This window comes from Pseudomonas sp. ZT5P21, assembly GCF_054897785.1.
In genome coordinates, this window is the sequence record NZ_CM142705.1 from 2,225,883 (window position 1) to 2,250,832 (window position 24,950).

At 57.2% G+C, this 24,950-nt stretch carries 29 protein-coding genes; 3 read left to right on the plus strand and 26 right to left on the minus strand.

The features are described 5' to 3' along the window. Positions 1 to 55 precede the first annotated feature (55 nt). Both uraD and puuE read right to left on the minus strand, forming a co-directional pair. Positions 56 to 571 carry a 2-oxo-4-hydroxy-4-carboxy-5-ureidoimidazoline decarboxylase gene (gene uraD / locus ACYZT9_RS10270; RefSeq protein ID WP_462009680.1) on the minus strand — a complete coding sequence of 172 codons (516 nt, stop codon included), beginning with the start codon at positions 569 to 571 and terminating at the stop codon, positions 56 to 58. Then, positions 568 to 1,494 carry an allantoinase PuuE gene (gene puuE / locus ACYZT9_RS10275; protein ID WP_462009681.1) on the minus strand — a complete coding sequence of 309 codons (927 nt, stop codon included), beginning with the start codon at positions 1,492 to 1,494 and terminating at the stop codon, positions 568 to 570. Before puuE ends, uraD begins: the two co-directional genes overlap by 4 nt. Before the next feature lie 431 nt (positions 1,495 to 1,925). On the opposite strand from puuE, the gene uraH reads away from it, so the two are divergent. Next, the gene (gene uraH / locus ACYZT9_RS10280; RefSeq protein ID WP_462009682.1) at positions 1,926 to 2,279 is read left to right on the plus strand and encodes a hydroxyisourate hydrolase; all 354 of its coding nucleotides are present in this window, start codon (positions 1,926 to 1,928) and stop codon (positions 2,277 to 2,279) included. 95 nt (positions 2,280 to 2,374) lie between these two features. On the opposite strand, the gene ACYZT9_RS10285 is transcribed toward uraH, so the two are convergent. The 13 genes from ACYZT9_RS10285 to ACYZT9_RS10345 form a co-directional block, all read right to left on the minus strand. Then, on the minus strand, positions 2,375 to 3,943 hold the full coding sequence (locus tag ACYZT9_RS10285) for a hypothetical protein (RefSeq protein ID WP_462009683.1): 1,569 nt from the start codon (positions 3,941 to 3,943) through the stop codon (positions 2,375 to 2,377). Positions 3,944 to 4,041: 98 nt separating this feature from the next. After that, complete coding sequence (locus ACYZT9_RS10290) at positions 4,042 to 5,652, minus strand: hypothetical protein (protein ID WP_462009684.1); 1,611 nt, start codon at positions 5,650 to 5,652, stop codon at positions 4,042 to 4,044. Between the two features lie 45 nt (positions 5,653 to 5,697). Beyond that, positions 5,698 to 8,958, minus strand: coding sequence for a calcium-binding protein (locus ACYZT9_RS10295; protein WP_462009685.1), 3,261 nt, complete (start codon positions 8,956 to 8,958; stop codon positions 5,698 to 5,700). 183 nt (positions 8,959 to 9,141) lie between these two features. Then, positions 9,142 to 9,771, minus strand: coding sequence for a LysE family translocator (locus tag ACYZT9_RS10300; protein ID WP_462009686.1), 630 nt, complete (start codon positions 9,769 to 9,771; stop codon positions 9,142 to 9,144). A 66-nt stretch (positions 9,772 to 9,837) separates the two neighbouring features. Continuing rightward, positions 9,838 to 11,187 (minus strand): NCS2 family permease, encoded by a 1,350-nt coding sequence (locus ACYZT9_RS10305; protein WP_462009687.1) that lies wholly within the window; start codon positions 11,185 to 11,187, stop codon positions 9,838 to 9,840. Between the two features lie 443 nt (positions 11,188 to 11,630). Beyond that, on the minus strand, positions 11,631 to 12,002 hold the full coding sequence (locus tag ACYZT9_RS10310) for a glutathione S-transferase N-terminal domain-containing protein (protein WP_462009688.1): 372 nt from the start codon (positions 12,000 to 12,002) through the stop codon (positions 11,631 to 11,633). 99 nt (positions 12,003 to 12,101) lie between these two features. Continuing rightward, a complete protein-coding gene (folE, locus tag ACYZT9_RS10315) occupies positions 12,102 to 12,647 on the minus strand; it encodes a GTP cyclohydrolase I FolE (protein WP_010456659.1) in 546 nt (181 codons plus the stop codon). 22 nt (positions 12,648 to 12,669) lie between these two features. After that, on the minus strand, positions 12,670 to 13,875 hold the full coding sequence (locus ACYZT9_RS10320; RefSeq protein WP_462009689.1) for a tyrosine-type recombinase/integrase: 1,206 nt from the start codon (positions 13,873 to 13,875) through the stop codon (positions 12,670 to 12,672). Between the two features lie 229 nt (positions 13,876 to 14,104). Further along, complete coding sequence (locus ACYZT9_RS10325; RefSeq protein ID WP_462009690.1) at positions 14,105 to 14,353, minus strand: hypothetical protein; 249 nt, start codon at positions 14,351 to 14,353, stop codon at positions 14,105 to 14,107. A 67-nt stretch (positions 14,354 to 14,420) separates the two neighbouring features. After that, positions 14,421 to 14,894: an SAM-dependent methyltransferase gene (locus ACYZT9_RS10330; protein WP_462009691.1), complete on the minus strand. Its 474-nt coding sequence runs from the start codon at positions 14,892 to 14,894 to the stop codon at positions 14,421 to 14,423. A gap of 49 nt (positions 14,895 to 14,943) precedes the next feature. Continuing rightward, positions 14,944 to 15,294, minus strand: coding sequence for a hypothetical protein (locus ACYZT9_RS10335; protein ID WP_462009692.1), 351 nt, complete (start codon positions 15,292 to 15,294; stop codon positions 14,944 to 14,946). Further along, on the minus strand, positions 15,291 to 15,953 hold the full coding sequence (locus ACYZT9_RS10340; protein ID WP_462009693.1) for a hypothetical protein: 663 nt from the start codon (positions 15,951 to 15,953) through the stop codon (positions 15,291 to 15,293). The genes ACYZT9_RS10335 and ACYZT9_RS10340 overlap by 4 nt, the downstream gene beginning before the upstream one ends. Positions 15,954 to 15,999: 46 nt before the next feature. Further along, positions 16,000 to 16,287, minus strand: a complete 288-nt coding sequence (locus ACYZT9_RS10345; protein ID WP_462009694.1) for a hypothetical protein — start codon at positions 16,285 to 16,287, stop codon at positions 16,000 to 16,002. A gap of 95 nt (positions 16,288 to 16,382) precedes the next feature. Here ACYZT9_RS10345 and ACYZT9_RS10350 point away from each other — a divergent pair, with 95 nt between their 5' ends. Further along, positions 16,383 to 16,652 (plus strand): hypothetical protein, encoded by a 270-nt coding sequence (locus tag ACYZT9_RS10350; RefSeq protein WP_462009695.1) that lies wholly within the window; start codon positions 16,383 to 16,385, stop codon positions 16,650 to 16,652. Between the two features lie 7 nt (positions 16,653 to 16,659). On the opposite strand, the gene ACYZT9_RS10355 is transcribed toward ACYZT9_RS10350, so the two are convergent. From ACYZT9_RS10355 to ACYZT9_RS10365, 3 genes are read right to left on the minus strand one after another with little or no spacing between them, the layout of a single operon-like run. Continuing rightward, positions 16,660 to 18,573 (minus strand): DNA cytosine methyltransferase, encoded by a 1,914-nt coding sequence (locus ACYZT9_RS10355; RefSeq protein ID WP_462009696.1) that lies wholly within the window; start codon positions 18,571 to 18,573, stop codon positions 16,660 to 16,662. A gap of 57 nt (positions 18,574 to 18,630) precedes the next feature. Beyond that, a complete protein-coding gene (locus ACYZT9_RS10360) occupies positions 18,631 to 19,008 on the minus strand; it encodes a hypothetical protein (RefSeq protein ID WP_462009697.1) in 378 nt (125 codons plus the stop codon). Positions 19,009 to 19,012: 4 nt separating this feature from the next. After that, positions 19,013 to 19,321, minus strand: coding sequence for a hypothetical protein (locus tag ACYZT9_RS10365; RefSeq protein ID WP_462009698.1), 309 nt, complete (start codon positions 19,319 to 19,321; stop codon positions 19,013 to 19,015). A 95-nt stretch (positions 19,322 to 19,416) separates the two neighbouring features. Here ACYZT9_RS10365 and ACYZT9_RS10370 point away from each other — a divergent pair, with 95 nt between their 5' ends. Continuing rightward, the gene (locus ACYZT9_RS10370; RefSeq protein ID WP_462009699.1) at positions 19,417 to 20,022 is read left to right on the plus strand and encodes a hypothetical protein; all 606 of its coding nucleotides are present in this window, start codon (positions 19,417 to 19,419) and stop codon (positions 20,020 to 20,022) included. A gap of 126 nt (positions 20,023 to 20,148) precedes the next feature. Here ACYZT9_RS10370 and ACYZT9_RS10375 read toward each other — a convergent pair whose 3' ends face one another. The 8 genes from ACYZT9_RS10375 to ACYZT9_RS10410 all read right to left on the minus strand — a co-directional run bounded on the left by ACYZT9_RS10375 (position 20,149) and on the right by ACYZT9_RS10410 (position 24,619). Beyond that, positions 20,149 to 20,457, minus strand: a complete 309-nt coding sequence (locus ACYZT9_RS10375; protein WP_462009700.1) for a hypothetical protein — start codon at positions 20,455 to 20,457, stop codon at positions 20,149 to 20,151. Between the two features lie 81 nt (positions 20,458 to 20,538). After that, positions 20,539 to 21,000, minus strand: coding sequence for a hypothetical protein (locus ACYZT9_RS10380; protein WP_462009701.1), 462 nt, complete (start codon positions 20,998 to 21,000; stop codon positions 20,539 to 20,541). Further along, a complete protein-coding gene (locus ACYZT9_RS10385; RefSeq protein WP_462009702.1) occupies positions 20,997 to 21,230 on the minus strand; it encodes a hypothetical protein in 234 nt (77 codons plus the stop codon). Before ACYZT9_RS10385 ends, ACYZT9_RS10380 begins: the two co-directional genes overlap by 4 nt. Next, positions 21,227 to 21,589 (minus strand): hypothetical protein, encoded by a 363-nt coding sequence (locus ACYZT9_RS10390; RefSeq protein WP_462009703.1) that lies wholly within the window; start codon positions 21,587 to 21,589, stop codon positions 21,227 to 21,229. Before ACYZT9_RS10390 ends, ACYZT9_RS10385 begins: the two co-directional genes overlap by 4 nt. Positions 21,590 to 22,237: 648 nt before the next feature. Beyond that, positions 22,238 to 23,002 carry a hypothetical protein gene (locus ACYZT9_RS10395; RefSeq protein ID WP_462009704.1) on the minus strand — a complete coding sequence of 255 codons (765 nt, stop codon included), beginning with the start codon at positions 23,000 to 23,002 and terminating at the stop codon, positions 22,238 to 22,240. Positions 23,003 to 23,556: 554 nt separating this feature from the next. Continuing rightward, positions 23,557 to 23,811, minus strand: coding sequence for a hypothetical protein (locus ACYZT9_RS10400; RefSeq protein ID WP_462009705.1), 255 nt, complete (start codon positions 23,809 to 23,811; stop codon positions 23,557 to 23,559). Between the two features lie 21 nt (positions 23,812 to 23,832). Next, on the minus strand, positions 23,833 to 24,222 hold the full coding sequence (locus ACYZT9_RS10405) for a response regulator transcription factor (protein ID WP_462009706.1): 390 nt from the start codon (positions 24,220 to 24,222) through the stop codon (positions 23,833 to 23,835). Positions 24,223 to 24,259: 37 nt separating this feature from the next. Continuing rightward, entirely contained in the window at positions 24,260 to 24,619 is a 360-nt protein-coding gene (locus tag ACYZT9_RS10410) for a response regulator transcription factor (RefSeq protein ID WP_462009707.1), read from the minus strand. Positions 24,620 to 24,950: the final 331 nt, after the last annotated feature.

The window sequence follows — 24,950 nt, forward strand, 5'->3', positions numbered from 1 at the left end:
TGCCCTTGGGTTACATCGCGTTTTTAACACCCGGGTTTTTCACAAGAGCTGCTCGCTATAGGGTCAGTAATCGGAACAGGGCGATCTTGTTGATCTCCGCCAACGCACATTTGAATTCGGTGTCGGCCGAGTTGTGAATGCGTGTTTCGAACGCCGCGAGGATCTGATGCCGGTTGCTGCCTTTTACCGCCATGATGAAGGGAAACTTGAACTTGGCTTTGTAGGCGTCGTTCAGCTCGGTGAAGCGTTGAAACTCTTCGGCCGTGCATTGGTGAATACCGGCGCCAGCCTGTTCATTCGTGCTGGCTTCGGTCAGCTGGCCCTGGACGGCGGCTTTGCCGGCCAGGTCCGGGTGAGCGTTGATCAGGGCCAGCTGGCTTTCGTGATCGGTGCTCAACAGGATGTCGCTCATGCGCTGGTGCAGGGTTTCGATCTCGTCGATCGAAGCGTCCTGGCCCAGATCGAAGGCTTTTTCGGCGACCCATGGCGAATGTTCGTAGATGTCGGCGAAAGCGGCGACAAACGCGTCGCGGCTCAGGGTCGAGGGTTTCAGCGTTTGAAAGGTGCTCATTGGACAGCCCCTTGGTACGGGTGGGTTTGCTGCCAGTGGCGAGCGATGTCGACGCGGCGGCTGAACCACACCTGTTCATGACTTTTAGCGTATTCGATAAAGCGCTTGAGCGAGGCCAGACGCGCCGGACGGCCGATCAGGCGACAGTGCAGACCGATCGAGAGCATTTTCGGCGCTTCGGTGCCTTCCGCGTACAATACGTCGAAGGCATCTTTGAGGTATTCAAAGAAATCGTCGCCCTTGTTGAAACCCTGGACCTGGGTGAAGCGCATGTCGTTGGTGTCCAGGGTGTACGGAATCACCAGATGTGGCTTGCCGGTTGGGTTGTTCGGTTCCCAGTAGGGCAGGTCGTCGTCGTAGGTGTCGCTGTCGTAGAGGAAACCGCCTTCTTCCATCACCAGGCGACGGGTGTTCGGACCGGTGCGACCGGTGTACCAGCCCAGCGGACGTTCACCAGTGATGTCGGTGAGGATGCGGATCGCTTCGAGCATGTGCTCGCGTTCCTGCGCTTCGTCCATGTACTGATAGTCGATCCAGCGGTAGCCGTGGCTGCAGATCTCGTGCCCGGCAGCGACCATGGCGCGGATCACATCCGGATGGCGTTGGGCGGCCATGGCCACGGCGAAGATAGTTAGCGGTATGTCGAATTCCGTGAACAGTTTCAAAATCCGCCAGACGCCGGCGCGGCTGCCATACTCGTAAAGGGATTCCATGCTCATGTTGCGCGCGCCTTGCAGCGGCTGCGCCGAGACCATTTCCGAGAGGAAGGCTTCGGATTCTTCATCGCCGTGCAGGATATTGCGCTCGCCGCCTTCTTCGTAATTGAGCACGAAGGACAGGGCGATTCGGGCGTTGCCCGGCCAGTGGGGGTGAGGAGGGTTACTGCCGTAACCGATCAGGTCGCGTGGATAGTCAGCGCTCACTGCAGTCTTCCTTCTTGTTTGTGCTTATACAAAGTCAGGGGTTGCGTGTCGGCCTGGTGATCAGAAGACAGGCTGGCGTCACAGCGATGGGCTGATTGTATACAACTTTATATCCACTTTGTAAGCCTAAATTTTCGCATTTTTCATCAGCCGTCATCTTCAGGTGTTAGTGCAAGAAACCTGCCTGATTGGTCAGCTAAAGGATGGAAGGTCCATTGATCCCGTGGTTCAACGGCAGATTCACTGAAAATCCCCGGCTGGCGGGGAAGCGGCTAAAAACGTCGTTTTTATTGTGTACAATCTCTTTAAAAAGTGTCTTAATCAGTCGCTCGCCGCAGCTTTTCGTGCTCCGAATCGGTGCGGTCTCCTTTTTAACTGACTTCGGGAGGCGCGAGGTCTGACTGCTTCTGGCAGTCAGGCGCGCAGAATCAATGGGACGTTTGACTACACACGTTTTGGACGCTGCACACGGTTGCCCGGGCAGCTCGATCAAGGTCGAGCTGTACCGCGTTGAAGGCTCGCAACTGGAACTCGTCGCCAGTGCGGTCACCAACAGCGATGGCCGCGTCGATGCACCGTTGCTGCAAGGCGACGGCTACCGCACCGGGGTCTATCAGGTCCAGTTTCATGCGGGGGATTACTACCGCGCCCGTGGCGTTCAGTTGCCGGAACCTGCGTTCCTCGATGTCGTGGTGCTGCGTTTCGGCATTTCTGCGGAACAGGATCACTACCACGTCCCCCTGCTGATTTCGCCGTACAGCTATTCCACGTACCGAGGAAGCTGATCCCCCAAGCAGCTTCCTCCACATTGAAGCGACTGCGCATATAGCTTCTTTGGTCTTTCGCCCGCTCACACTGCGGGCTTTTTTTGCGCGGCGTTTTATCTCCTTGGATCTTCGGATCGCACGATAAACACAGAGTCCGGGCGGTCCGTTGAAATGTGACTTCCACCCTTCAACCAGATCAGTTTGTTGGCGGCTTCCGCGCTTGCAACCGCTCGCATCGCCGGCACTCCAATCAGCTCCAGCAGCCGGTGAGGGGCGAAACCCTGATCGCTGGTCGATGGAATATGAATTTTTTTGCCGTGAACGCGATGCAGGCTCATGTAGAACACAAAATCATGCTCTGTCCGCTGGAATATCAGCGTTGGGTAGGACTGCGCGGTGGTGGGCTCAAATACGGTGTAACCGTTGCGAGTCAACAGGCTGGCCATGAATCGCTTGATATCTCCGCCATATTGCGTCGAGTTGGCGAAGTAGTCCCAATCTGCGTAGAACTTGCGCGGATCAAAGGTCAATCGCTGCAAAGGCGCTTGATCGGAAAGGACAGGCAGCTCTAAAACCCGGGCTGTTCCTTTGCCCGGCGACATCGGCACGACTGGGAGCATGAGCAGCGGATCAATCAGCTCCGGCCGTGGTGTGTTGCCGCGCGTCTTCCAGTCATTGAACACTTGCCTGAGGGTCGTCAATCCGGCGCCCGTTGCAATATCGGAACCGTTGGCGAGCGAAAACTGTTTTCTGGCGACGTTCAACAGAGAGTCTGCGGTCAACTCTGGAAAATACGTGGCGACATAGTCGGTGAACGGTCCTCCAAACGGCAGATTCGGATCGATTTCCCAATGGTGGGTCGGCGGGATTTGTATAGCGCCTCGGGGCTGTTGGTTGATGTCTCGCTTGAGCGTTACCTGCATCAAATCGAAGTCGTAAACCAAGTGTGCAGGGTTCTTGATGTAAACAACGGGATGGTTTGGCGTGTCACTGCGCGGCAGCGTCTTGTAGCGAACGCCATCGATGGTGACATCGTCGGGTGAAGCATGTTGAGGACTGAGGCCCCAGTCTTTCCAGGGCTCGGAGGATGAGTCCATCGGGCGAGGGCGCTTGGACGGTCCCGCTTCCTCTTGTCCGTCCCCTTGCCTTACGCGTGAAACGATCAGTTCCGAGTCCGCCATGCTTACGCTGTTCCGGTCAACCCTGCGCCATGTTGGCGTCCCTGCCACGCGTTCAAGTCGTGGGCCGGCAGGCTCCAGTTCGGTCATCTGTTTCGCCCGGTAATGTCCTTCTGAATCATTGCCCAGTGGCACCGTGCCTCCGTCCACCAGATCGACGTATTGGCGTCCGGAACTAATCGATCGAATGCCGGTTTCCGGGTCCGGGGCGGGCAACCTGTCTACCAGTTTCGGCGCCAGATAATAATCGCTTATTGAACGCTCGGTGGAGGCCCGACGGATCTGTATCCCTATCGGGAGGTTAATGACCTCGATCCCCGATGGCGGGGCATCCGGCAGTGGAGCACGCTCCGGAAACTGATGTGCCTGTGCATGGCCGGGTTCAGGGCTCTGTGTGTTGACGGGGCGCCTGGGTAAATAGTCCGGCGCCTTGTCGCGTATGCCAGTGGGACCTTCATTGGAAGTCCCGGGGGCATGGGTTCGAATAGGGTGTTTTGGGCTCACGTGAAAACCTGCTGTTAAAGATTTCGGTTGTGTCGAACGAATGCGGGCGTGTGCCCGGCGGTTCTCGCCGGCACCACCGGCGAGACGAAAAATGAGTGTCAGCCTTCTCTGATCATGAATACCGACTGCCAACCCGAGGCGGTTATTTGGGTGCCTCCAAGCAACCACACCACTTTGTTCTGATCGTAAGCAGTGCGTAGCGCTGATCGTGCGGATTCGCCGATCCGGCTTGCCAGGAGTGGGTCGGAAAGCTCATTGCCCGGTGGGGTGATATCCCTGACGGCGTCGCCCTGGATACGGCCGAGTTTCAAGAAGAAAACGGCATCGTGGTTGACTCGTGTGAAAACCAGCGTTGGCCAGCGGTGTTCGCTCGTCAAAGGAAAAACGTCGTACCCGTTACGCACCAGTACGCTGCCGACCAACCGTTTGAGGTTGTAATCCGAAGGGGCGGCGGCGAAGTTTCGCCATTCCCCAGGGAAATGCTCGGGGGCAAAGTCCAGCCGTCGCAATGCACCAGAAGCGTCGGGAGGGGTCAGTGCTATCCAGCCATTGTTGATCGTTCTGGGTATGACAGGCAGCATTAGCAACGGGTCGGCCAATTCGCGTCGAGGGATGTGGGCATTGTTCGCGTCAGCCCAATTACGAAAGGTCTGTTTCAAGACCATAAGGCCGCTTTTGTTGATCACTTCGGAATGATCGGCCCTATTGAACAAAGTTCTTGCGACGGTCGTCAGTGAAGCCTCCGAGAAATCCCTGAAGGTGTCGGCTACATATCCTGTAAGGCTCTTGTCAAAGGGAAGGTGGTTTTCCAGCACCTCCCACTTGCCGTTTGAATTTTTTACCGCCCATCTGGGTTGCAACGACGAATCGTCTTGTAGCATCCGTTCGAAAGCTTCGTAGCGAGCGGGCGAAAACCTTGGGTGTTCCAGCAAAGCGAGGCCGGTTTGTTCCGGCCATCCGCGAGGCACTACCCGATAGTGCAGTCCGTCGATCTCCAGGGTTTCCACTGCATGGGGTTTTGTCGAAGTCCCCCAGTTTCGCCACAACGCCGAAGACAGGTCCAGAGGCCCGGCGTTCTGCGCAGAAAGCTGCGCGATAAGGGAGTCCGTTTCAGATGCAGTGTCAGTATCCTCATCCACACGTGGACGCTTGCGCGTGCTCGGTCCGGGTTGTTCGTCTGCGGAGGAGTCAACGGCAAGGTGGTTGCCGTCTGCCGGATCTTTTCTCCGCCAGAATGGCGTCCCGCTGACTCTTTCAAGCACCGGACCTGTAGCGATCAGCTCATTGGCCGATGTCGCCTGGTATTCGTCGCTGTTTCGGCGCCGCACGAGAGTGATGCCTTCGTTTTCGATTTCTGCATAGACCGTCTGGCGTTTGCCATAACGCAATCCGTTGGCGAGCGGGGCGGGCAGGCTCGCGGCAAGCAGGGTTGGCAGAAAGCTGATTTCGGATCTCGCGACGACGGAGCTGGTGGCGGATTGTCCTGATGAGGACACATCCGCCACCATGACCTGCGGTTGTCGCGCAACATTGTCCGGTTCGCTATCAGGCCTTCGATTACTTGATGAGCTGGTGCCGGGAGCGGCAATGCCGGGGCCGGCCACATCAACTCGGGACAGTGTGCTGTCCTCGTCAGAGATGGGCCTGAAAGGTGGATCGGTGTCCGGTGTATCAGTTTTCACAATTTTCTTCGGTGGCTTCATGCCCATGGTGTAGCTCCATTTATGAAATACAGTTGCGTGGATGTTGCGTTACTACTTTTGATTCGTTGAGTAGAGATAAACCTGCTCGAATATCAGGTCGACGGCATACATGACGCCTGATGAAGTGATGACGAAAATTTCCTCGACGGGTGTATCGACGTCTTTGTATTCAGGGAGATGGACGATAGTCCGTCCAATCACTAATTTGTTTGCCACTAACTTTATAAGGCCCGGGTCCAGATACCTGGAATAGAAATGCCAGGTCGATGCATTAGAAGTGTTGTTGAATGCACCCGGTGTGGTGATTCGCAGGACGGTGTCTGCGTGAAAATGGACGTGATAGGTCGAACCCGTTCCTTCGAGCAGCGTTATCGTATTTTGCGCGTGGGCAGGGATTTCGACGCGCTGCGGGTGGGGTTCAAGCGCAATGGCTCTGCTGTCTTGCGGTGTGAGTAACAAATAGCGACCTGCGCGCCGCTTCAGCATCTGCTGCCCGTCCAACTGCTTGACGCCGGGGGTTTTTACATCATCAACATAGTTGGGTGGAGGTGGGGTTATCCGATAGGAGACACCGTCGCGCAGGGTAATGTTTATGGCTTGATTGAGTCTTAGCCCTTTCACCATGTATGACGTGCCTCTGATATTCGTATAAGAATCCGACATCGTCGTTACAAGATTCTCAAATTGTACTTTTTTATTTTTAAAGTGAAGTTGCAGCGTGAAGTCGCTATAGGTCAAGTAGTCATTGCTGTGTTGTCTGACGACGTTCACCGTGTAGCTGGCCAGCGCATTAACCAGCTCATCGCTGTTGCAATCGATATGAATGCAATTAAGGGAATCTACCCCTCTCTCAGTTATTTTGAAGACGGTTTCGGTGATGTCGCGATCAATGAAACAGTGTGGAAATTTCCCGGAGGACAAATCATGTTCCGGACTGCTGATGATCCTGGGTGCTGGCTGTCGTCCCTTCGCCAACATCAAGACTTCAATGCTTTGATCGCTGTAGCCCTCCAATTCGTCGGGAAAGTCCGGGGTGAGCTGAAAGCCGTCTTGGGTCAGGAAACGCAATTTCTGCTGCTGGAACTGGCGGTTGCCTTCCACATTCTTATAGACGTCTTTGATGATCAGCTTTCTTTCTGGCCACTCGCCGTTTTCTCCACACAGCGATGAAACCACCAGCGAGGTGTCTTCAACGTTCCATTCTTGAATGCTCTCAAACGGCCAATCAATGATGATCAGGCTTTCTTCCAGCGCAGACTCGCTGATCGAAACGGTGCCGCTTTTGTGGGCAATGTAATAGTGATCGTTGCCTGCACCGCCCGCGGCTTGACCGTAGCCGCCCATCAGATAGATGGTGTCATCACCGTCGCCGGCGTCGATTCGATCGTAGCCTCTGGCGACGATGCGGTTGGCGCTGGCTGAGCCCTTTACGACGTTGCTTGCACCCGCCAGGGTTTCGACGTTTTCGATGCTGTCTATCTTTGTGTGAGCTCTGGAGGGCGTCGCATCGCTATCGCTCAGGAGACTGATCCGGCCGTTTTCCAGATCAATTTCAAAACCGGTGTAGGTCGTCACGTCGCGGCTTTCCAGATTGCCCTGAAATATCAATGTGTCGTTGCCCTGCAGTCCCAGAAGATGGTTCTCTCCCTGAACCGGCGAACGCGCCTTGAGTGCCTGTGCGGCCCCTTCAAACAGGAAATGGTCATCTTTTTCACCCCCTGTCAGGTGCTTGATGCCCGCCCCGAAACTGAAATGATTGGGTTTCTTTTCGACACCGATGACGTTGTCTTTTCCACCACCCAGCAGCCAAAGCGTGGCTTTCGATTCGCCGTCAGTCCCTTTCACCACGCCAGAAAGATCCGAAGGAATGCCGTTGCGGGCGTCGATGGTGTCGTCGCCGTCCTCAACCTGCGGCTCCTTGATTTCCTTTGAAGGCGTCGATTCGCGCCCTTGAGCATCCCGCTCGAACCAGAACACTTGAGCGGCTTTCAGCCCCGCCTCAAACTTGCCGTTCACGATGGCTTCGACGCTGTCCTTCATCTGTCCGTCGAGCCACTTTCGAGCTCGGTTCGTCAGTATTTTCGAGTGCCGATCGGTGGTTACTGCGAGGGTGTATCGGTCCTGAATGCGCTGCGGAGGGCTTTGGTTGAGGAACGCAAGAAAACCGGTGACCAGACGTTCATCGACGCTCAGTTCAATGTAGTCGTCGATGTCGTCCACCTGGCGAACCGCGCTGTAGATCTGCGATCCGGTGATCAGAATGGCCGCCGCCGCGATGCCCAGCGGGCCTGCGTGGGCGAAACCGGCCATGGCCGCCGTACCGAGAATCAGGGTCAGTACGGCGCCGGCCAGATTCATGCCCGCCGCGACATAATGGTCCAGAGCCTGCTTGCCGGTAGTCTGGGAGGCGTCGTTCAACGCTTTGATTGCGAAATAGAGGTCGAAGGGCAGGGTAAGTGCGCCTGCTATCAATCCTGCTGCGCGCGACAGGTACAACCCGAACTGGGTCTTGGAAAAACCCTGGTAGATGCGCGCGCCATTTTCGATCAGCTCCTGGGCAGTTTTTACCAGACCGCGCTCGATGATCAGCGATCCCAGCTCCGTCACCACCGCGCCAGCACTGATCGCCGCTTCGGTACGATCGCCTCGTTTGATAGCGTCGGAGATACCCATCAAACCGCTGTAGATGCCGAAAGCCTGAAGCCCGACCCCCATGCTGTTAACGGCTTTGCTTTTTTGTTTGTTGACCCAGCCAGGGACATTCTCGGGCAGCCGGGTATCGCGAATATCCAATTTCTGCGCGGCTTGTAGAAGCCTGTCTATTTTTTGCGTGTGAATACCTTCCGCCTCGTTAAACAGGGGTGGCGCGGTGACCGAGCGATGAGTGGCAATCTCGAACAGCAGCGTGGGTATTGTGTAGTCGCCCGCGTTGCCGCTCGCCCAGATACGGGTTTCGACATCGGCCGGATTCAGTCGTAAACCATCGATAAATGCCTGGGGTGTGCGGCGAAAGTTGGTATTGCCAATATCCAGCGGTTCACCGTGAACCGTGGCATTCATGAGGTGCAGCTCTACGCGGCTGACCGTAAATTGGCCGACAGTGAGCGGCCCGTAATAATGATCCAGGGCCCATAGCACTCGTTCCCGTATTTTGGCGGATCGAGGGGACTTGCCTTTCGGAGCTGTCGCGCCGTTGCTGCGGATAAAGTCGGCAATCTCCTGATCGGCTTTCGCCAAAGAACGCGGATCAATATCCGAGACTATAATTGCGTCATAGTCTGTTGCATCGGGAGACGTGAAGAGTTTCGCCATACGTACATCCTTGTAGGGGCTGTTATGAAAAACGTTGGCCCGTACTTTATGGAAGCGTGATGTTCGTACAGCGGTAACTATGTATGGCGTGTGTATCAGCCGATGACGCCGTCACCGTTACCTTGGTCGAAGCCCATCCGCGGCTTCAATCTGCCGGGATGGGAACCCTCCAAGAGGGAGGTTTCAGTGCCCGCTCAACAGAGAAGCGGCGCCTGCTCCACTGAATAAGCCGGCACTGATCCGGTTGAACCAGCTCTGGCCTTTACCCGTGCGCAAGTACTTTGCCGCACCGTGGGCACCGAGTCCGTAGGCGATCTTGCATAGCAGATCCAAAACCGTCCAGGTTGCAATCATCACCAGCAACTGCGGCAGGAACGGTTGCTCGGCGCTCAAGAATTGCGGCAGGAAAGCGGCGAAAAACAGGATGTCTTTCGGATTGCTCGCACCCAGTGCGAAGGCGCGTCCGAACAGGGCACGAAAGCGTGGCACCGGTGCCGCCAGAGGCACCTGGGCGCCGACCGATGGCTGGCGCGATTGCTGCCAGCTCTGCCAGGCGAGGTAGAAGAGGTACAACGCACCAACGATTTTCAGCGCGCTAAACAGTTGTTCCGATGCCAGCAGCAAAGCACCCAGACCCAGTGCGGAAGCACTAAGTAAGCAAATCGATGCGATCACGCCTCCCAAAAACGCGGGGTAAGATCGACGCAAACCAAAATTCAGACTGTTGCTGATCATCAGCAATGACAGTGGCCCCGGGATCAGGATCACCACCAGCGCGGCGCCGCTGAACAGCAGCCAGGTTTCCAGACTCATCACTTTTCTCCCTTTGCACAAAAGCCTCACCCGGCGGGGTGAGGCTGTTTTTGAATCCTGTACGGCCTACAAGAAAATGAACTTGGCGATGAAGATTGCGCAGAGTACCCACAGACTGACGGAAATTTCCTTGTACTTGCCGGTGCCGGCCTTCAGCGCCACATAGGTGATGAAGCCCAGCGCGATGCCGTCGGCGACCGAAAAGGTCAGCGGCATCATGATCGCGGTGACGATTGCCGGAATGCTGTCGGTCGCGTCGTCCCATTCGATGTGCGCCATGCCGCCCATCATCAGCATCGCCACATAAATCAGCGCTCCAGCGGTCGCATACGCGGGGATCATGCCGGCGAGTGGCGCGAAAAACATGGCCGCAATGAATAGCACACCTACTGTCACTGCGGTGAGACCCGTCCGACCACCCGCGGCAACACCCGCGGCACTTTCAACGTAACTGGTGACCGGTGGAACCCCGACCACCGCCCCGAATACGCTGGAGGCGCTGTCCGCTTTCATGGCCCGGGAAAGGTTTTCGATCCGGCCGTCTGCGTTCACCAGGTTGGCGCGCTGGGCGACGCCCATCAATGTGCCGGCGGTGTCGAACATGTGCACGAAGAGGAAAGCGAGTACCACGCTGATCATGCTGACGTTGAACACGCCGGCGACATTCATGGCCATCCAGGTCGGTGCCAGGCTTGGCGGCGCGGACATGATGCCCTCGTAGTGCACCAGACCAAGGCCCCAACCGGCGAGGGTTACAGTGATGATACTGATGAGGATCGCGCCAAACACTATGTGATAGCTGAGCACGGCGATCATCAGGAAGCAGATGGCCGCCAGTAGCGGGCCAGGTTCACGCAAGGAGCCGAGTTTGATCAGCGTGGCCGGACTGTCGACGACGATGCCGGCGGTTTTCAAGCCGATCAGTCCGAGAAACAACCCCACGCCGGCGCCCATGGCGTAGCGCAGGCTGACCGGAATGCTGTTGAGCAGCCATTCACGGATCCTGGAAAAGGTCAGGATCATGAACAACACGCCGGACACAAACACCGCACCCAGGGCGGTTTCCCAGTTGTAGCCCATGGTACCGACCACGGTGTAAGTGAAGAAAGCGTTGAGCCCCATGCCTGGCGCCAGGCCGACCGGCCAGTTGGCGTACAGTCCCATCAACAGGCAGCCCAGTGCGGCTGCAATACAAGTGGCGACGAATGCAGCGCCGTGGTCGATCCCGGCGTCGGCCATGATGTTGGGGTTGACGAAGATGATGTAAGCCATGGTGATGAAGGTTGTCAGACCGGCAATCAGCTCGGTCTTCACCGTGGTGCCATGCAAGCTGAGTTTGAAGATGCGCTCAAGCCAGCCAGTGCGTAACGGCGGCGAGAGTTCCAGCGTCGGGGCTTCGGATTTTCGGCTTTCCACAGCGAGTACTCCTCAAGAGTTTTATTGTTATTTCCAGGACCGGCCGTGAGTGTGGTTACGGTCCTTTGAGGCATTTCGCGAATTTATTGACTGCTTGGTCAGGAACTCGCACGCAGTGGATTATGCTTTTGTATACAAAAAATGCAAATAATGTTTTAGGTATTGTTAACTATAAGTTTGGCGATTGGGATATATCGCCAGGAGAGTTCGCTTTCATGTGCAGGCGGTTAAAGGTTTGACATCATTCAGGGTGAGGCGCGTCGGGGGCTGAAAACGAATAAACCGGCTCAAGGGCCGGTTTATTGTTGGTGGGATGTGAGCTGTCCGGGTTGGCCTCTTCGCGAGCAAGCCCGCTCCCACATTCGACCGCATTCCAAAGGTGGGAGCGGGCTGGTTCCGGGCGGCGATCCGACGAAGGCGCCAGTCAATTGACCGCAAAACCCTCAAGCGGCAGCAAATCGCTTATCCAGATAATCAATGATCACCTTGGACTCGTACATCCAGGTCGTCTGCCCATTCGCTTCAATCCGCAGACACGGCACTTTGATCTTGCCACCCTGTTCCAGCAGCGTCTGGCGATCCTGCTCGTTGTTCTTCGCATCACGCAGCGCCACCGGCACATTCAAGCGGCGCAAGGTGCGGCGGGTTTTCACGCAGAACGGACAGGCGTGGAACTGATACAGGGTCAGGCCTTTGGCGGCCGTTTCGACCTGAGCCTGAGCAGCGGCGGGGCGCTGCTTCTTGCCGGGGCGGGTGATGAAGTCGATGAAAATGATCAGTTGGCCAAGGCCGACACGAAGCGCTTTAACGAACACGGTACAAGCCTCACGGGGCGAAAGAAGGCGCGCAGCTTACCTGATTTTCACAGGCTAAAAAAAACCGGCGATGAGTGCCGGTTTTCCTTGTGTTGCGAATTACTTGATCAGGCTGAGAAATTCGCTGCGAGTGGCCGCGTTTTCGCGGAACTCACCGAGCATCACCGAGGTGATCATCGACGAATTCTGCTTCTCCACACCGCGCATCATCATGCACATGTGTTTGGCCTCGATCACCACCGCAACGCCCAGGGCGCCGGTGACTTGCTGGACCGCATCGGCGATCTGGCGGCTGAGGTTTTCCTGGATCTGCAGGCGGCGGGCATACATATCGACGATCCGCGCGACTTTCGACAGGCCCAGTACTTTGCCGCTCGGGATGTAAGCGACGTGGGCCTTGCCGATGAACGGCAGCAGGTGGTGTTCGCACAACGAGTAGAGCTCGATGTCTTTCACCAGCACCATTTCGCTATTGTCGGAGCTGAACAAGGCACCGTTGGTGACTTCTTCCAGTGTCTGTTCATAACCGCGGCAGAGGTACTGCATGGCTTTGGCGGCACGCTTGGGCGTATCGAGCAGGCCCTCGCGGGAAACGTCCTCGCCCAATTGGCCGAGAATCGCGGTGTAATTCTGTTCCAATGTCACAGAGCTTTATTCCGTATGGGTTCTAGAGGGGTACGGTTTCGGTCTGTACCAATTTTGTACCAATCAGGCTTTGTTCTAGCTTCCCGACTTCGCTCCAGTCTTCACTGGAGTTGATCCACCGGGCGTATGTCGTCAGCAGCATTTGCACGCTGTGGCCGAGCTGATTCGCAATGAACCCGAGGTTCATGCCTGCCATTAGGCACATGGTAGCGTAAGTGTGCCGGCAGTTGTATTGCCGTCTGGCTCTGATCTTCAAAGCGACCAGCGCTGCCTTGAAGTGTTTGTCGGTCACGCTGGCTTGCTGAATGAACTCAAAGTTCTTAGTTGGCGGGAACACATACGGCGATTGTTTGTGCTGGCGCCGGCTCTGTTTTGCCCTAAATTCGGCCACTCCCTTGGCCACCCCAACCGCATTCAATGCCCTGCTGTTCAGCATGACTCGCCGCGTCTCGCGGGTTTTCGTGCGCTCCTCGATCTTGTAGTCAGCCACGATTCTGCACACGTTGGCGACACGGCCCTCGGTATCCACTTCATCCCAGCGCAACGCCGCTATCTCACTCGGCCGCATGCCGGTATAAAACGCAAACTCGAAGTAGGCCGCGTACACCTGCATCGAACCGGTCAGCACCTTATATAGGTGCGCGATGATCACATCCGCCTCTGACACCGTGAAAGGATCCACCGGTTTCTTCGCTTTCGCTGGCAACTCGATTGAGCCGGCCGGGTTCCGCGTGATCAGCTCATCATTTACTGCGCATTCGAACATGGTATGCAGGCGCTGAATCGCCGACCGTTTTACCGTCGACGATTTCCACTTCGTCTCGGCGGCGATTTTCCGGATCATCGCAGAGTTGATCTGATCGATCGGGAGCAGCGCCAGATGCGGCATCCAATAAAGGTTTAGGGATATCCGGTAATTTTTCCGGGTTCCCCCGACGACTTCTCGGCTGTCCAGCCAGGTCTGCGCGTAGCCGCCGAACAACGGCGTCGCGGAATAGGTGGAGTAGGTAGAGTTTGGGAACAGCTCGGCGTAACGCTGGTCGTCCATCACGCCGTGCTTGATGAGGCTGATTACTGTAGAGCGAAGATCTGCGGCTGCCTTGATGCCTTTTGGCGTTTGGGAATAGGCGAGGGTCTCGCAGCGCCGGAACTTCCATGTGAAGCGAATGCGGACTGATTGACCTGCGAATTCAACTCCGGCGGGCAATCCCAAAGGCTTTCTAGCCATGCCTCATATCTCCTGATGCTGTAATAGATCTGCCCATCGATTTCGTTCCACACCCCTCTCGGGATGATGTTGCGTTGGCGCTTGCCCTGAAGCGCGCGCCGGGTGGTCCCGACCATCTCCGCGAAGTTTTTCTCAGCGACCTTGTCGGACAGGTACTCAACCGGTATCTGTTCTGCTGCTGCCATGATGATGCTCCATGCCGCGCGTGGCGGCAGAAGGTGGGGATGGGTTATGCAGTCAGCAAGCCTTTGGCTTTCGCTTCAGTCCGGCACTGCTCACGGAACTGTCGAGCCGATTCGATTGCCTGCTGTCTCGTCGCGGCCTTCCAGCTGGGGCCGACCTGCACAAACTTCCCGCGCAGCTTTCCGCACCAGTAATTTACGAAGTCGCCGTTTTCGATCTGGCTGATGATCCCCGCTGAAGCTCTTGAGGCTGTGGCGTAGTGGATCAGCTTCTCGTCGTACGTTAATTCAGGCATGCGGTATTCCTCGCCCGCCGTACACCGGCAGGCTGGTAGGTGGAAGAGGGTTTAGGCTGCTGGCGGATCAGCGCTTCATGAAGGTGATCCAGTGCGTTTTTTCACGTTTGCCGGACTTGTGTCCGAACAGGGGCTTTTCATCGGTGAGGGCAAGCAGCTCGCTGACAAGCACCTGAGCTTCAGCCCATTTGAAGATTAAGATTCCGTCGGTGGCCAGCACGCGAAAGCACTCGGCAAAACCCTTGGTGATATCGTCGCGCCAGTCTGCCGTAAGGACGCCGTACTTGGCGCGCATCCAACTATCGACGCCGGCCCGGGTAAGGTGCGGCGGGTCGAAGACGACCAGCTTGAAGGTGCCGTCTTCGAAGGGGAGTGAGCGAAAGTCCATGATGACGTTCGGCTCGACCTTCAACACCCGACCATCACAAAGGACGTGTTCCTCATCGCGGATATCGCCGAACAGTGCGCGCTGGTCCTGCTTGTCGAACCACATCATCCGGCTGGCGCTACATGGGTCGAGGACTTTTGCTGCTGCGCTCATCACCGCGGCCCCTTGTAGCAGTACACGTAGGCGAACCAGGCGAGGGCGATCATGGCGTCACCTCGGGCAACAATTCGCCGGCGAGCTCCGCAGCCAATCCAACCGGCCACCAGTACCGTGCTCGCTGGTAGTCCGGATAGGACTCCTCACGAATCACCAGCCCCTTACGCCGGAGCGCCTTGAAGATGCTCAGCACGGACGAAGCGGCGATCCCGAGGCGGTACCCTACCTGATAGGTCAGGCCGCCAAGGCCGAACACGCACGCCTGGTCACCCCTGGCCAGCTTCTCGCAGTCGGTCTGGTACAGGTGCGGTTGAGTGTCGCGATATCGGTATGCGTTGTCCCGGCCGACCTTGCGCAGCTCATCGAGGACGCTCTGCTGTTTTGCTGTCAGCTTCATGGCGTCACCCGCTTGAACTCGACGACCCAGACCCACGGGTTGGCGTTCCATGATTCGGCGCCGTTCACCGACACCCACAGTTCGCGCCAGGCGTCGAAGGGGTCATTCCAGTTGCCCGGTCCCGCTTCAGCCTTGAAGGCGTGGTAGTGGTACTCGCCATCGCCATGGTGAATCCGGTTAATGCCCTCGGCGATATAGCGACTTTCAAAATCAGTCTCCCCATCACCATCCTGCAGGCGCTCGACGCGCACGGCGGTGATCTCCAGCAGGATGCGGCTTACCCAGCGCGGTGTGTGGATGCTGGGCTTCCACTTTGGCTGATCCTGCTCATACGGCGTCAGGCCATCAGCTGCGTACACCAGATCACCGTTTTCCCGGGCTTCGTCCAGATCCGTCATGTCCGCCGGTTGCAGGTATGGACCCTGCTGGACTTCGGAGTGATCGCAGTACCAGGTCTCGCGCACCCACAGTCGATCGCCGGGCTTGCCGTAGGGGCAGAGATTGTTATCTGGATCGGCGACGTACTCGGGGTTGAAATTGTCCAGCCAGACCAGCCCGACGCCTTTCACCGGCCGCCGCGTGACCGTCTTCCGGCCTTCCAGGATGGCGCGCACCATCGGGGCCGAGAACAAGATCGGCCGTTCCTTTATCTCAGACATGGGGATCCTTTGCCGCTATAGCGGCTGACTTTGAAGGGGGAGGGAGTTACTGCTGGATTTTGCGAACAGCGGCGTCGTATTCGAGCGGATCGCCGTTCGGGTATCGCTCGATGATTGCTGTCAGACGTTGGCGCTCGGCGGCGGATGGCATGGCGGTCAGGTCATCAATCCGCTGATCCGCTGCGTTCAGGCGCTGCTGCAGGGCGTCACGCTCAGCGGCGACTCGGTCAAACTCTGAAGCCATAACAACCGCCGGGCCGTGAGGGTCGTAACCGATTGTGTTGCCTCCCTCAGAAAGCATTGTCACGACGTTGTAGCGATGAATTTCGCTCATGCGGATTCCTATGCCGGGTCATGCCCGGGCGGTAGAGCGGTTGATGGGGGTAGGTGATCAGCTACAGTTGATAGGTCATTCAAAAGGAGGTGCGCATGAGCATTACTGTCTGTGTCGTATGTGGCGAGAGCGCCGAGAAAGCTTATCCGGTAGGCAGTTTTGATGAGTTTAAATGTCCGAACTGTGGCTACTACGCAGTCAATCGCCAGTTGATTGATGAGATGGAGGCAGCAAGGCAGGTTTTTGACACCGAGCGCACCCAGCAATACTTGATGATCGAGTCTCACTCGGGCCAGGTGCCTGCGATTACGCGTATCGAGACTTCGAAGCATCAACTGATTATGGGGAGCACGCGAAAAAGGTGAGGGTGGGTCAGGCCGCGAGGCGCAGGTAGAGCTCAATGATGTCGGCGGCGTTGGCGCTGACCAGCGCTTCGGCTTCATCCGGACAAACGCTGTTTCCGATCAGCCGAACCTGATCCGTTTTGTTTATGTCGCGCCATTCTTCGGCGCCGGTGACCGGGTCAACGAACAGCCCACGGTCGATGATGTAGTCCTTGTCGAAGCCCTGTGCTGCCTTCAGCTCAGGCGGTTGCAGCATGCGCAGGGTGATGTCCACCAGCACGTACCCACCGACCATCACCATTTCGGCGGGGTCCTTGAAGTGTCCCGGCAGGTATTCGTGCATGAAGGCGGCACAGCGTCGGGCGCCTTCCATTTGCTCGGGTGTCAGTGTGTCCGGCACTTGCACAACTTCCACCAGCGCTACCCGGTCTTTTGTCGGCAGTGTGTGCATCGGTTCGGTCAGCGATATCCCGTCCTTCTCGTTGCCGTAGTACTTCACCAGGTAGGCGTTGACCAATCGCTGGTTGGCGCCTGACTGGCAGATGGTCGAGAGCGGCGAGTCGGCGGCGCGACCATCACCATCGTAGAAACCACCGTTCGCCTGCTCGAAGAACGCTGCAACGACGCCATGCCGTGCAGCACCGGCCAGCACAGTCTGTGTAGGCTCAGCGGGTGAGCTGCCGACAGCGTTCTGCCCGAAAGCGGTCATGTGTGCAGCGACCATCGCTTGCTCCCCGCGATTGGCGCCAGTGACCGTGCGGAAAGGATCATTAGGGTGGTAACCACTGCGTTCTCCGTGGTGAGTGAGGTGGGTCAGATGGCAGGCTGCCATGGCGAAGTGACCACCTTTCACTTGAGCCACCTGCGTGCGCAGAGGCTCTTGCACATCGAAGTTGCGCTGCGCTGAACCGTTGGCGCATTCGGTTAGGAAATGCGCCGCCACTGGCTGAACCAGCGCGTGATGCGTTCCGCCGGCGCTGATGGTCGACAGCGCTTCATCTGTGCTGTGGGTGCTGGTGTGCGCTGCTGAGGTGCCGCGCATAGGGACAATGAACGGCTTCGCGCTGGTCAGCACATGGCGCCAGCAGCCCTTGGCCACGCGGCGCATGGTGTTCTCTGCCATTGGTTTGTCACGGAAGATCGTGCGACCCAAGTTGCTCCAGTCGATGCACTCAGCAGCGGTTCGCCATGGCTGCTGTTTCGCGGTCGGCTTTTTGTGTCGCTTCGGCTCTGGCCAGACGATCGCCTTGCCATCGCTTCGAGCGACCAGGTACAGACGTTTACGAATGGTCGGGGTGCCAGCGTTGGCCGCGATCCGTTCGCGCCATTCGACGTTATAGCCGAGGCCGCGCACCAGTGCTTCCATCGGTACGAACTCGCCGATGGCATGCATGATTTCCGGCATGTCCGGGTGATCGGCGGGAAGCCCCGTGCTGATCGCTGCAATGAATGCCTTGAAGGTGCGGCCACGCTCGGCCTTGATCGGCTGGCCATCCTCGTCAATCGGCCCCCAGTCGCAGAACTCTTCGACGTTTTCCAAGAAGAGCAGGCGCGATTTAGTGACGAACAACCAACGAATCACCACCCATGCCAATCCACGAACGCCTCGGTCACGTGGTGCACCGCCCTTCGCCTTGCTGTGATGACGGCAATCAGGGGATGCCCAGATAATCGCTACTGGCTGTCCCCCGGTTGCTTTCCGAGGGCACACCTCATACACGTCGGCAACGTAGTGCGCTGTCTGTGGGTGGTTGGCGCGGTGCACGGCCAGGGCGATTGGGTTGTGGTTTACCGCCACGTCTGGCTCCCGGTACGCCCGGGCAATACCGGTGCTGGCGCCACCGCCGCCGGCGAACAGGTCCACCACCAGTTCTTTTTCGAACGGCAGGCCCATAGTTGGCTGACCATGAATAAACTGGGGAAACAGCTGTTGTGCGGACATAGAAGATCCTCGCCGTCTGGCGTGATTCGAAAGTGAGTGATTGAGAGGTGGAGAGAATCAGGCGGCGTGAAACTTTGCGGGCGCCCAATCAGCGAGCCCGACTTTTGGCGCGCCGGTTTTGGCATTCAAGATCGGCTTGCTCTTGGCATCGACCAGCACCGCCTTCGTGCGGATCTTCAGGTCGCGACAAACAATGCTTGTCCTGGCCATCTCCATGAATTGCTGGGCGTACTGGGGGGCATCAAACATTGGAGACAGGCGGACGCATTTCTTGCCGGCCATGATTCTTGCTACCTCAGCCTCAACTGCCAGCTCCCACTCCGGGATGGTCCGCTCAACCATCTTTCCGTTTTCCATCTTGTAGGTGTTGGTGTGCTCTTTGGCTTCTTCGCGAGCCCAGTTCTCACTCATTCCGAATACGGCAAAAGTGCTCATGACATCACTCCAGGCAATCGAGCGCTTTTTGCAGCAGCGCATTCAGTGAAAGCTCCCGGTCGTCCGGGTCCATTGCTCGCTTGATCCACTCGCAGGCCTCGCCGGCACTATCGCGAAGATTTTCGAGTTCGTCCTCGTCATCGCTCGCCTGGCTTTCGAGGCGGCGAATGTCTTCCCGCAACTCTTCGCGCTCGGCGCTCGGGTCGATGCTCTGCGAGGTTAATCGGCGGGTCAGTTCGGCGGCGGCCGCCGGATCAAGCGCGGCATAGTGCAGGCACTCTTCGTCGCTTAACGCATTTGCGGGAATGCTCATTGGAAATCTCCAGGCAGACGCCTGCCTCGCCGGCTGGCGTGATTCGTTGAAGTGGGGTATGAAGCAAGGCTGAAATAAATTGGAGTAGGACGGCCGTGGAAAGCTTTGAATTGAGCGTCAACGACATCAAGTATGCAGGTAGGTCGTCGACGGACCTCGGGGCAGCAATACTCGTTAATAGCGATCCTGATAGACCACTGAAAATCCATGTTGATTCGGACACTGATTGGGCAACTGTTGCTCCTAGTGCCGCCGGTGTTGTTGTCGCTCTGATCGTCGCCTGGCTAACCGTCCGAGTTCAACGGAATCAGATATCGGCAAATATAAGTACTTTTCGTCATCAGTGGATGGTTGAGCTCAGGGCGTGCGCCTCTGAATATTTGCAGGCGATAGTCACGCAAAGCGTAAAAAATCAGGGGGATAAAGATTTTCTTGGGAGCTCGGAAAACTTTGAGATCTATCGTCGAACAACAATCTTAACTCTTCAGTTTGAGATGCTGCTGAGTCGAGATGATGCAGCTACCCAAAAAATATTTGAGCTTGATAATCGAATCACTAAAAAACTCTCCGAAATGCGCCCAGGAGATGACGCACAACCGGTAATTGATCTTGTTAACGAAATGAAAGATTTACTTAGACTGGAGCTTGAGGGGGCATGGATCGATGTCCAGCGGGACGTTGGAAGACGGAAAAAGGTTTAATGAATAAGCAGCGGCCGATTTCTGGAGACACCTGATAGTGCTGGTGAGCGTAAGCGCCTTTGTAGCTCATGGTGTTCTCAAGTCATTCGCCGCCCTCCGTGGCCGGATGCGACAGTAGGATGGTGGTTATGCTTCGATGCCGGTCTTGGCGAACCGCTCAAGCTGTCGCGACTGCTTTTCAGTGATGACTATTTCAGGTCGCAACATCTTGGCAAATCGCCCGGACTCGTAGGCCGTTGCTTGGGAGAGGTTGATCAGTAGAGTGGAAACCGTCTCCTGCCATTCCTCGAAGTCGTGACGTTCGCCCGGCACCTGAAGGGCATCAGCGAGCGCTTTCGACACAATCAGCGTGCGTTTCTCGGCGCCGATCCGGTCGAGCAAGGCCTTCTCCTTGGCGCGCTTGTCCTTCTGCAATTCCGCGTTGCTCTTGGCCATGGCCTGCCTCTTCAATTCCGTGGGCCGGTATATCCAGCCATGTCTGTCGTCGGCGCTGGCGCACCTGGTTGTTGATTCTTCTCACGCCGCGACCTTTACCTGATGCCAGGCACCGGCCGCACAGAACAGCTTCGCGGCCTGCGCCTCATCAAGCGATACCTCGGCGGGAACTGCGATCCAGCCAGACGCAACCAGGTGGTGTGGGTTGCAGCTGTTTCGCAGCTCCAGGTAGTAATGCTCGATGGCATCCGTCAGGCGCTCGACCCTGTAGATGCCCTCCGGCGATATCTCCACCGACTTGACGTACTCAACGCCGCGCTCGTCTCTACACATAGCGCTGATGTAGACCGTCCAGTGGTAGGAGAAATCGAACAGAGCGTTGGCAATCGCCAAACTCCGGATCTGCCGACAGTTCTTCCAGTTCGCCATGATTTGTGCGCCGCTGGGGTCGATGTTCACGACCGCGACATGATTGGTCCGGAGCAACGACCGGCAGCTTCGCTCGGCGCGGGCGAAGCCGTTGTTTGCCTTGCGCTTGCTCATAGCTCCTCCGTGATTCGCCGCAGCGCAATGCGTTCTGCACGGGTGGGCGAAGGCCGGCGACGCTTGAGTACGGTGTCCGGGTCGATCTTGTCGGAGCGGGGCGGGCGCGGCTCAGGCTTGAAAGCGGCGGCTGGCTCTGCCTTGCCACCGGCGCCGAAGAAGTCAGCGATCCGCCGTTCGATGTCTGCCAGTGCCGCATCGCGCGGGTTTGGGAGCGGGTTGCCGATCATTGCTGCGCTCCGAAGTAGGCGAAGACAACCAGCATTACAGCGGCGCCGATGGACCAGCGCAGAAGGCTACGGCCGAAGCGGCTGGTGGTGGCGCGAACCTCTTCGAAGAAGTCGGCGTTCTTCTCGAGCTGCTTCGCGTAATCGCAGGCCACGGCGTGACCGTCACGGGCGCCGCGGGAAAGGCCAGTGTCATGCTCGACAACGTCGAACTTGTTACCGCCCAAGGGAATGACGTTGAAGCGTGGTGCACGCACTGGCTCTTCGCGACCGATCATCTGGTACATCTCCGAGGTGGACATTGAGATGCGATCCCGCAACACCTGCAGGACCGCTTGTTTTTGGCGAATGGTCTGATTCATGACGATTCCTTATGGTGGGTTGCGGTCATTCGTCAGCACTCGGGCCGCCTGCTGGTTGCCGTTGGGCGCAGGGGAGAGTGCTGACGGATAAAGGCTGTGGGAGCGAGAAGGGCTGTTTCGGGTGTGCTTTCGATTGCCAGCCCCGGAATAGAGCGGTCAACCTGTAGGAGCGGAGTGGTAAAAAAGCCCGAGATCACCCGGGCTTTTGTTGTTGTCACGAAGACCTCCCTACGCGACAACCTCCCAGGCTCGCTACTGGCGACAGCCTGGGTTTGAATCATCAGCGGTGACCTTGAACTTGGGGTGGCCTACCGATTGCTCGGCCGGTGCGCGGTGACACCGTCGGCCCAGATGTCCGCTGCCTGTCAGGGTGTTGGGCGCAGCCTTCAGGCTTACTGCACCACGCAGGTGAATCGGTCGGTTACTTCATGCCCGTGACTCCTATCGCTCGCTCACTGGGAAGGCAGTGGCCACCTATCGAAGCTGCATTGGAATGTCGGTCCACACCATTTTCTGCAATCGACGTCCGGGTATTCGTCACAATCCGATTGCTCTGGAGATGCTTTTTTCATGACCCGCCGACATTCCGATGCAGCCTCTTTCGAGGTGATAGGGCAGTTATCGTCAGGCTGACGTGGCGCTGGTTGTTCAGTCGTAAATGCCGTAGCTGAACTCGTCTTCGTCGCAATCGACGAGGATCTTTGAAGATCCGAAGTAGAGTGCGGCGACCATCTTTTCGAACTCCGAACGGAATTTCAGGGTTTGGCTGATCTTCTCGTTGTCGATTTTGGCGGCGTACACCGAACCGACTTCGCGACCCTTTTCGTCTCGATCCTTCCCGTGGCGGTCGAAGCTGATGTGGATCGCGTTGTCGAGCAGGTATTCGCTGCGCTCAGAGCTTCTGGAGTAGCTCGCGATCCCGTGATCCTTGGGCTTCTTGTCGAAGTAGATGTGCAGTCCGCCGTAGTCGGATGGTTGGAAGCGGATGTCTGGAGCCCCCCAGTGCTCTTCGGCAGCGGACTCTTTGTGGTCCTCGACAAACGCCTCCAGTAGAGCCTGCAAGCTGATCACTTCAGGCAACGCATCTTTGTTCAGCACCTCATCGATTTGCTTCTGCGCCAGGCGCACCATGTCGGCCTCGACGCCGCTGTTTTCCCACTTTTCCTTCAGTGCCGCGGCGATCATGGCGTTGTAGCGGGTGAGCTCGAAGATTTCGGTCAGATTGGCTGGCAGCGCGGCCTTGATAGCTTCCTCGACCTGCTTACCCATGTCGCCGTAACGGCCGAAGCAGCTGTCGATTACGCTGGTAAACATTTTCTTGACGTGGTCGTCGATGATTTCGACCGGCTTATCGCTCGCTGCGAAAGCGGTGACGCGTTCAGCGAGAAGCTGTTGAAGTGTTTGTTCGTTCATTTGGTGCTCCGTGCATGTCTGGTTGTCATCCCGCTGCACCCTGTCGCCAAGGTGCAGATGTGATGCTGTCCGTCCTAAGGCCGCCGGAGAGGGCGGGGCGCATTGTTTTCAGCACGCACATTGCTACTATCAACATCTCCCAGCGGAAGTGCCTGAAGATGGACAACGAATGGCTGATTCAAGAGTTAAGGAAGGCTTTTTCCCAGATCGACGTCACTGCCGCCCAGGAGGCAGACAAGGAAGCAAGGCGTCTCAAAAAGGCAGAACGCGCTGCCCGACGATCCGCTAAACGGAAGAGGCTGCCTAAAGTAACTGCCCCCGCCCCAGCGAAAGCGCGAGCGGTTATGTGTCGTGACTGCGGTAAGCCCACGAAGCCAGACGAGGAGCTGTACTTCGTACCCGTACAATGTGAGCACTGCAAAGAACTCTCCGAGGCCATCGACTTGGGTATCCATCCAAGAAAATTGGTTGATTTTTCCTCTGTGCACATACTGCAGGGCGGTGCTCCGGGATTGGGTAAGCGCAAATAGCCGCCCTCCCAGCAGAAGGTGCCGTCAGCGCCGAGGTGGCATATCGCGTTGAGGTCCACCAGGTGCAGGGCCAGCCACGTCGGCGGCAGTGACACCTGGGCCAAGGATTTTGATACGCCCCTCGTCGAACCATTCCGATTTCTGGACCTCATTAAGGCCCTGGCGAATCGGCGGTGCGAGGCAATACTGATCGCAACCGGTGATGTACTGAGCGCGCCCAGTGATGGTTCCGTAGAAACCGGTGATCTTGTCTTCTGCTTTCTGTCCAAGCTCGATCATGATTTTTCCTTTCTGGTTGAGTTACGCGGCTTCCAGCGTTTCGGCGCGCCGAGTGATTCGGATCTGGGCAATCCGTACCGACGGCGGCCGGCGATCGCGGCGAGCGGGTTCGACTGACTGGACGTTGACCACTGCGTTCATGGCCATCAGCGTGGCCAGAACGAAGCACATGGGGGAGATGATCTGGCGGCGCATTGCCTCGGCTACCAGAGCTGCTCGGCGAGTGACGCCGAGCTTGAACATTGCGTTGGTAAGTCGTTTCGCGACCGTGGCGGGGGAGATGCCTGCCTCTCGTGCGATTTCCTTCGCGGTAAGCCCCAGGGCCACCCACAAAAGGAACTGAAGTTCTCGCGGAGCCAGGCCACGACCGAGGTGACCCTTCCATGTGCCATTTACGATTTCTGATTCCATCGCCGTGACTCCCGGTTGATTTCCATGTTCAGCATGTCTAAAGGCTTAATCGACCGAGGGGCTGAACTCGCCGATCTGAGACTCTTCGCTCCGGACGTATCGACTGGTCATCGATCATCGTGTGGACTGCAATTACGGCCGCAAGCACGACATAAGCCGGACAAATTATTTGGCGCTTCATGGCCTCTGCGACCATTGCCGATTGCCTATGCACGCCGAGCTTGAACATCACACTTGAAAGACGTTTGCTCACGCTGCTAGGCGCTAGCCCGAAGCCCTTTGCGATCTCTTTAGCTGTAAGTCCCTGGGCAACCAGAAGTAGGAATTGAATCTCTCGGGGTGCTAGGCCGCGTCCGAGATAACCTCGCCAATCACCGCTGATGATTTCCTCTTCCATCGTCGTGACTCCCGGTTGTTTTCCCAATGCACCCGGCCAACCAGGTGCATCAGCGAAACTTTCCGTGTCCCTTCGGCGCTGCTGGCGCGGTACGGGCTCGTTCAGATTGTTTGTCCGACCGCGACTCAGTCCGCCGGATAACTGTTTGCGGTGCTTTACGCTGCACACCCGGGTCAGTTGCCAACCCTCTGAACCGTTGAGGCCGGTTCATCGCTGCCTTCCATCTGGCCGGTTGTTATCCGGCGATGAGCAAAATATAGGGCAGCCTTTATTTGTAGTCAACAGGCATACCTTTATTATTATAAAAAAACCTTGGTCGCCTTCAAAACCG

Bases quoted from the DNA above. Each gene is read 5' to 3' on its own strand.
- ACYZT9_RS10360 (WP_462009697.1), bottom strand. From the start codon at position 19,008: ATGAGCACTTTTGCCGTATTCGGAATGAGTGAGAACTGGGCTCGCGAA.
- ACYZT9_RS10330 (WP_462009691.1), bottom strand. From the start codon at position 14,894: ATGAGCGCAGCAGCAAAAGTCCTCGACCCATGTAGCGCCAGCCGGATG.
- ACYZT9_RS10290 (WP_462009684.1), bottom strand. From the start codon at position 5,652: ATGGGCATGAAGCCACCGAAGAAAATTGTGAAAACTGATACACCGGAC.
- ACYZT9_RS10345 (WP_462009694.1), bottom strand. From the start codon at position 16,287: ATGAGCGAAATTCATCGCTACAACGTCGTGACAATGCTTTCTGAGGGA.
- ACYZT9_RS10410 (WP_462009707.1), bottom strand. From the start codon at position 24,619: ATGGAAGAGGAAATCATCAGCGGTGATTGGCGAGGTTATCTCGGACGC.
- ACYZT9_RS10320 (WP_462009689.1), bottom strand. From the start codon at position 13,875: ATGGCTAGAAAGCCTTTGGGATTGCCCGCCGGAGTTGAATTCGCAGGT.
- uraH (WP_462009682.1), top strand. From the start codon at position 1,926: ATGGGACGTTTGACTACACACGTTTTGGACGCTGCACACGGTTGCCCG.
- ACYZT9_RS10325 (WP_462009690.1), bottom strand. From the start codon at position 14,353: ATGCCTGAATTAACGTACGACGAGAAGCTGATCCACTACGCCACAGCC.
- ACYZT9_RS10365 (WP_462009698.1), bottom strand. From the start codon at position 19,321: ATGAGCATTCCCGCAAATGCGTTAAGCGACGAAGAGTGCCTGCACTAT.
- uraD (WP_462009680.1), bottom strand. From the start codon at position 571: ATGAGCACCTTTCAAACGCTGAAACCCTCGACCCTGAGCCGCGACGCG.
- ACYZT9_RS10355 (WP_462009696.1), bottom strand. From the start codon at position 18,573: ATGTCCGCACAACAGCTGTTTCCCCAGTTTATTCATGGTCAGCCAACT.
- ACYZT9_RS10295 (WP_462009685.1), bottom strand. From the start codon at position 8,958: ATGGCGAAACTCTTCACGTCTCCCGATGCAACAGACTATGACGCAATT.
- ACYZT9_RS10335 (WP_462009692.1), bottom strand. From the start codon at position 15,294: ATGAAGCTGACAGCAAAACAGCAGAGCGTCCTCGATGAGCTGCGCAAG.
- ACYZT9_RS10400 (WP_462009705.1), bottom strand. From the start codon at position 23,811: ATGATCGAGCTTGGACAGAAAGCAGAAGACAAGATCACCGGTTTCTAC.
- ACYZT9_RS10405 (WP_462009706.1), bottom strand. From the start codon at position 24,222: ATGGAATCAGAAATCGTAAATGGCACATGGAAGGGTCACCTCGGTCGT.
- ACYZT9_RS10375 (WP_462009700.1), bottom strand. From the start codon at position 20,457: ATGGCCAAGAGCAACGCGGAATTGCAGAAGGACAAGCGCGCCAAGGAG.
- ACYZT9_RS10380 (WP_462009701.1), bottom strand. From the start codon at position 21,000: ATGAGCAAGCGCAAGGCAAACAACGGCTTCGCCCGCGCCGAGCGAAGC.
- ACYZT9_RS10385 (WP_462009702.1), bottom strand. From the start codon at position 21,230: ATGATCGGCAACCCGCTCCCAAACCCGCGCGATGCGGCACTGGCAGAC.
- ACYZT9_RS10300 (WP_462009686.1), bottom strand. From the start codon at position 9,771: ATGAGTCTGGAAACCTGGCTGCTGTTCAGCGGCGCCGCGCTGGTGGTG.
- ACYZT9_RS10340 (WP_462009693.1), bottom strand. From the start codon at position 15,953: ATGTCTGAGATAAAGGAACGGCCGATCTTGTTCTCGGCCCCGATGGTG.
- ACYZT9_RS10350 (WP_462009695.1), top strand. From the start codon at position 16,383: ATGAGCATTACTGTCTGTGTCGTATGTGGCGAGAGCGCCGAGAAAGCT.
- ACYZT9_RS10390 (WP_462009703.1), bottom strand. From the start codon at position 21,589: ATGAATCAGACCATTCGCCAAAAACAAGCGGTCCTGCAGGTGTTGCGG.
- ACYZT9_RS10395 (WP_462009704.1), bottom strand. From the start codon at position 23,002: ATGAACGAACAAACACTTCAACAGCTTCTCGCTGAACGCGTCACCGCT.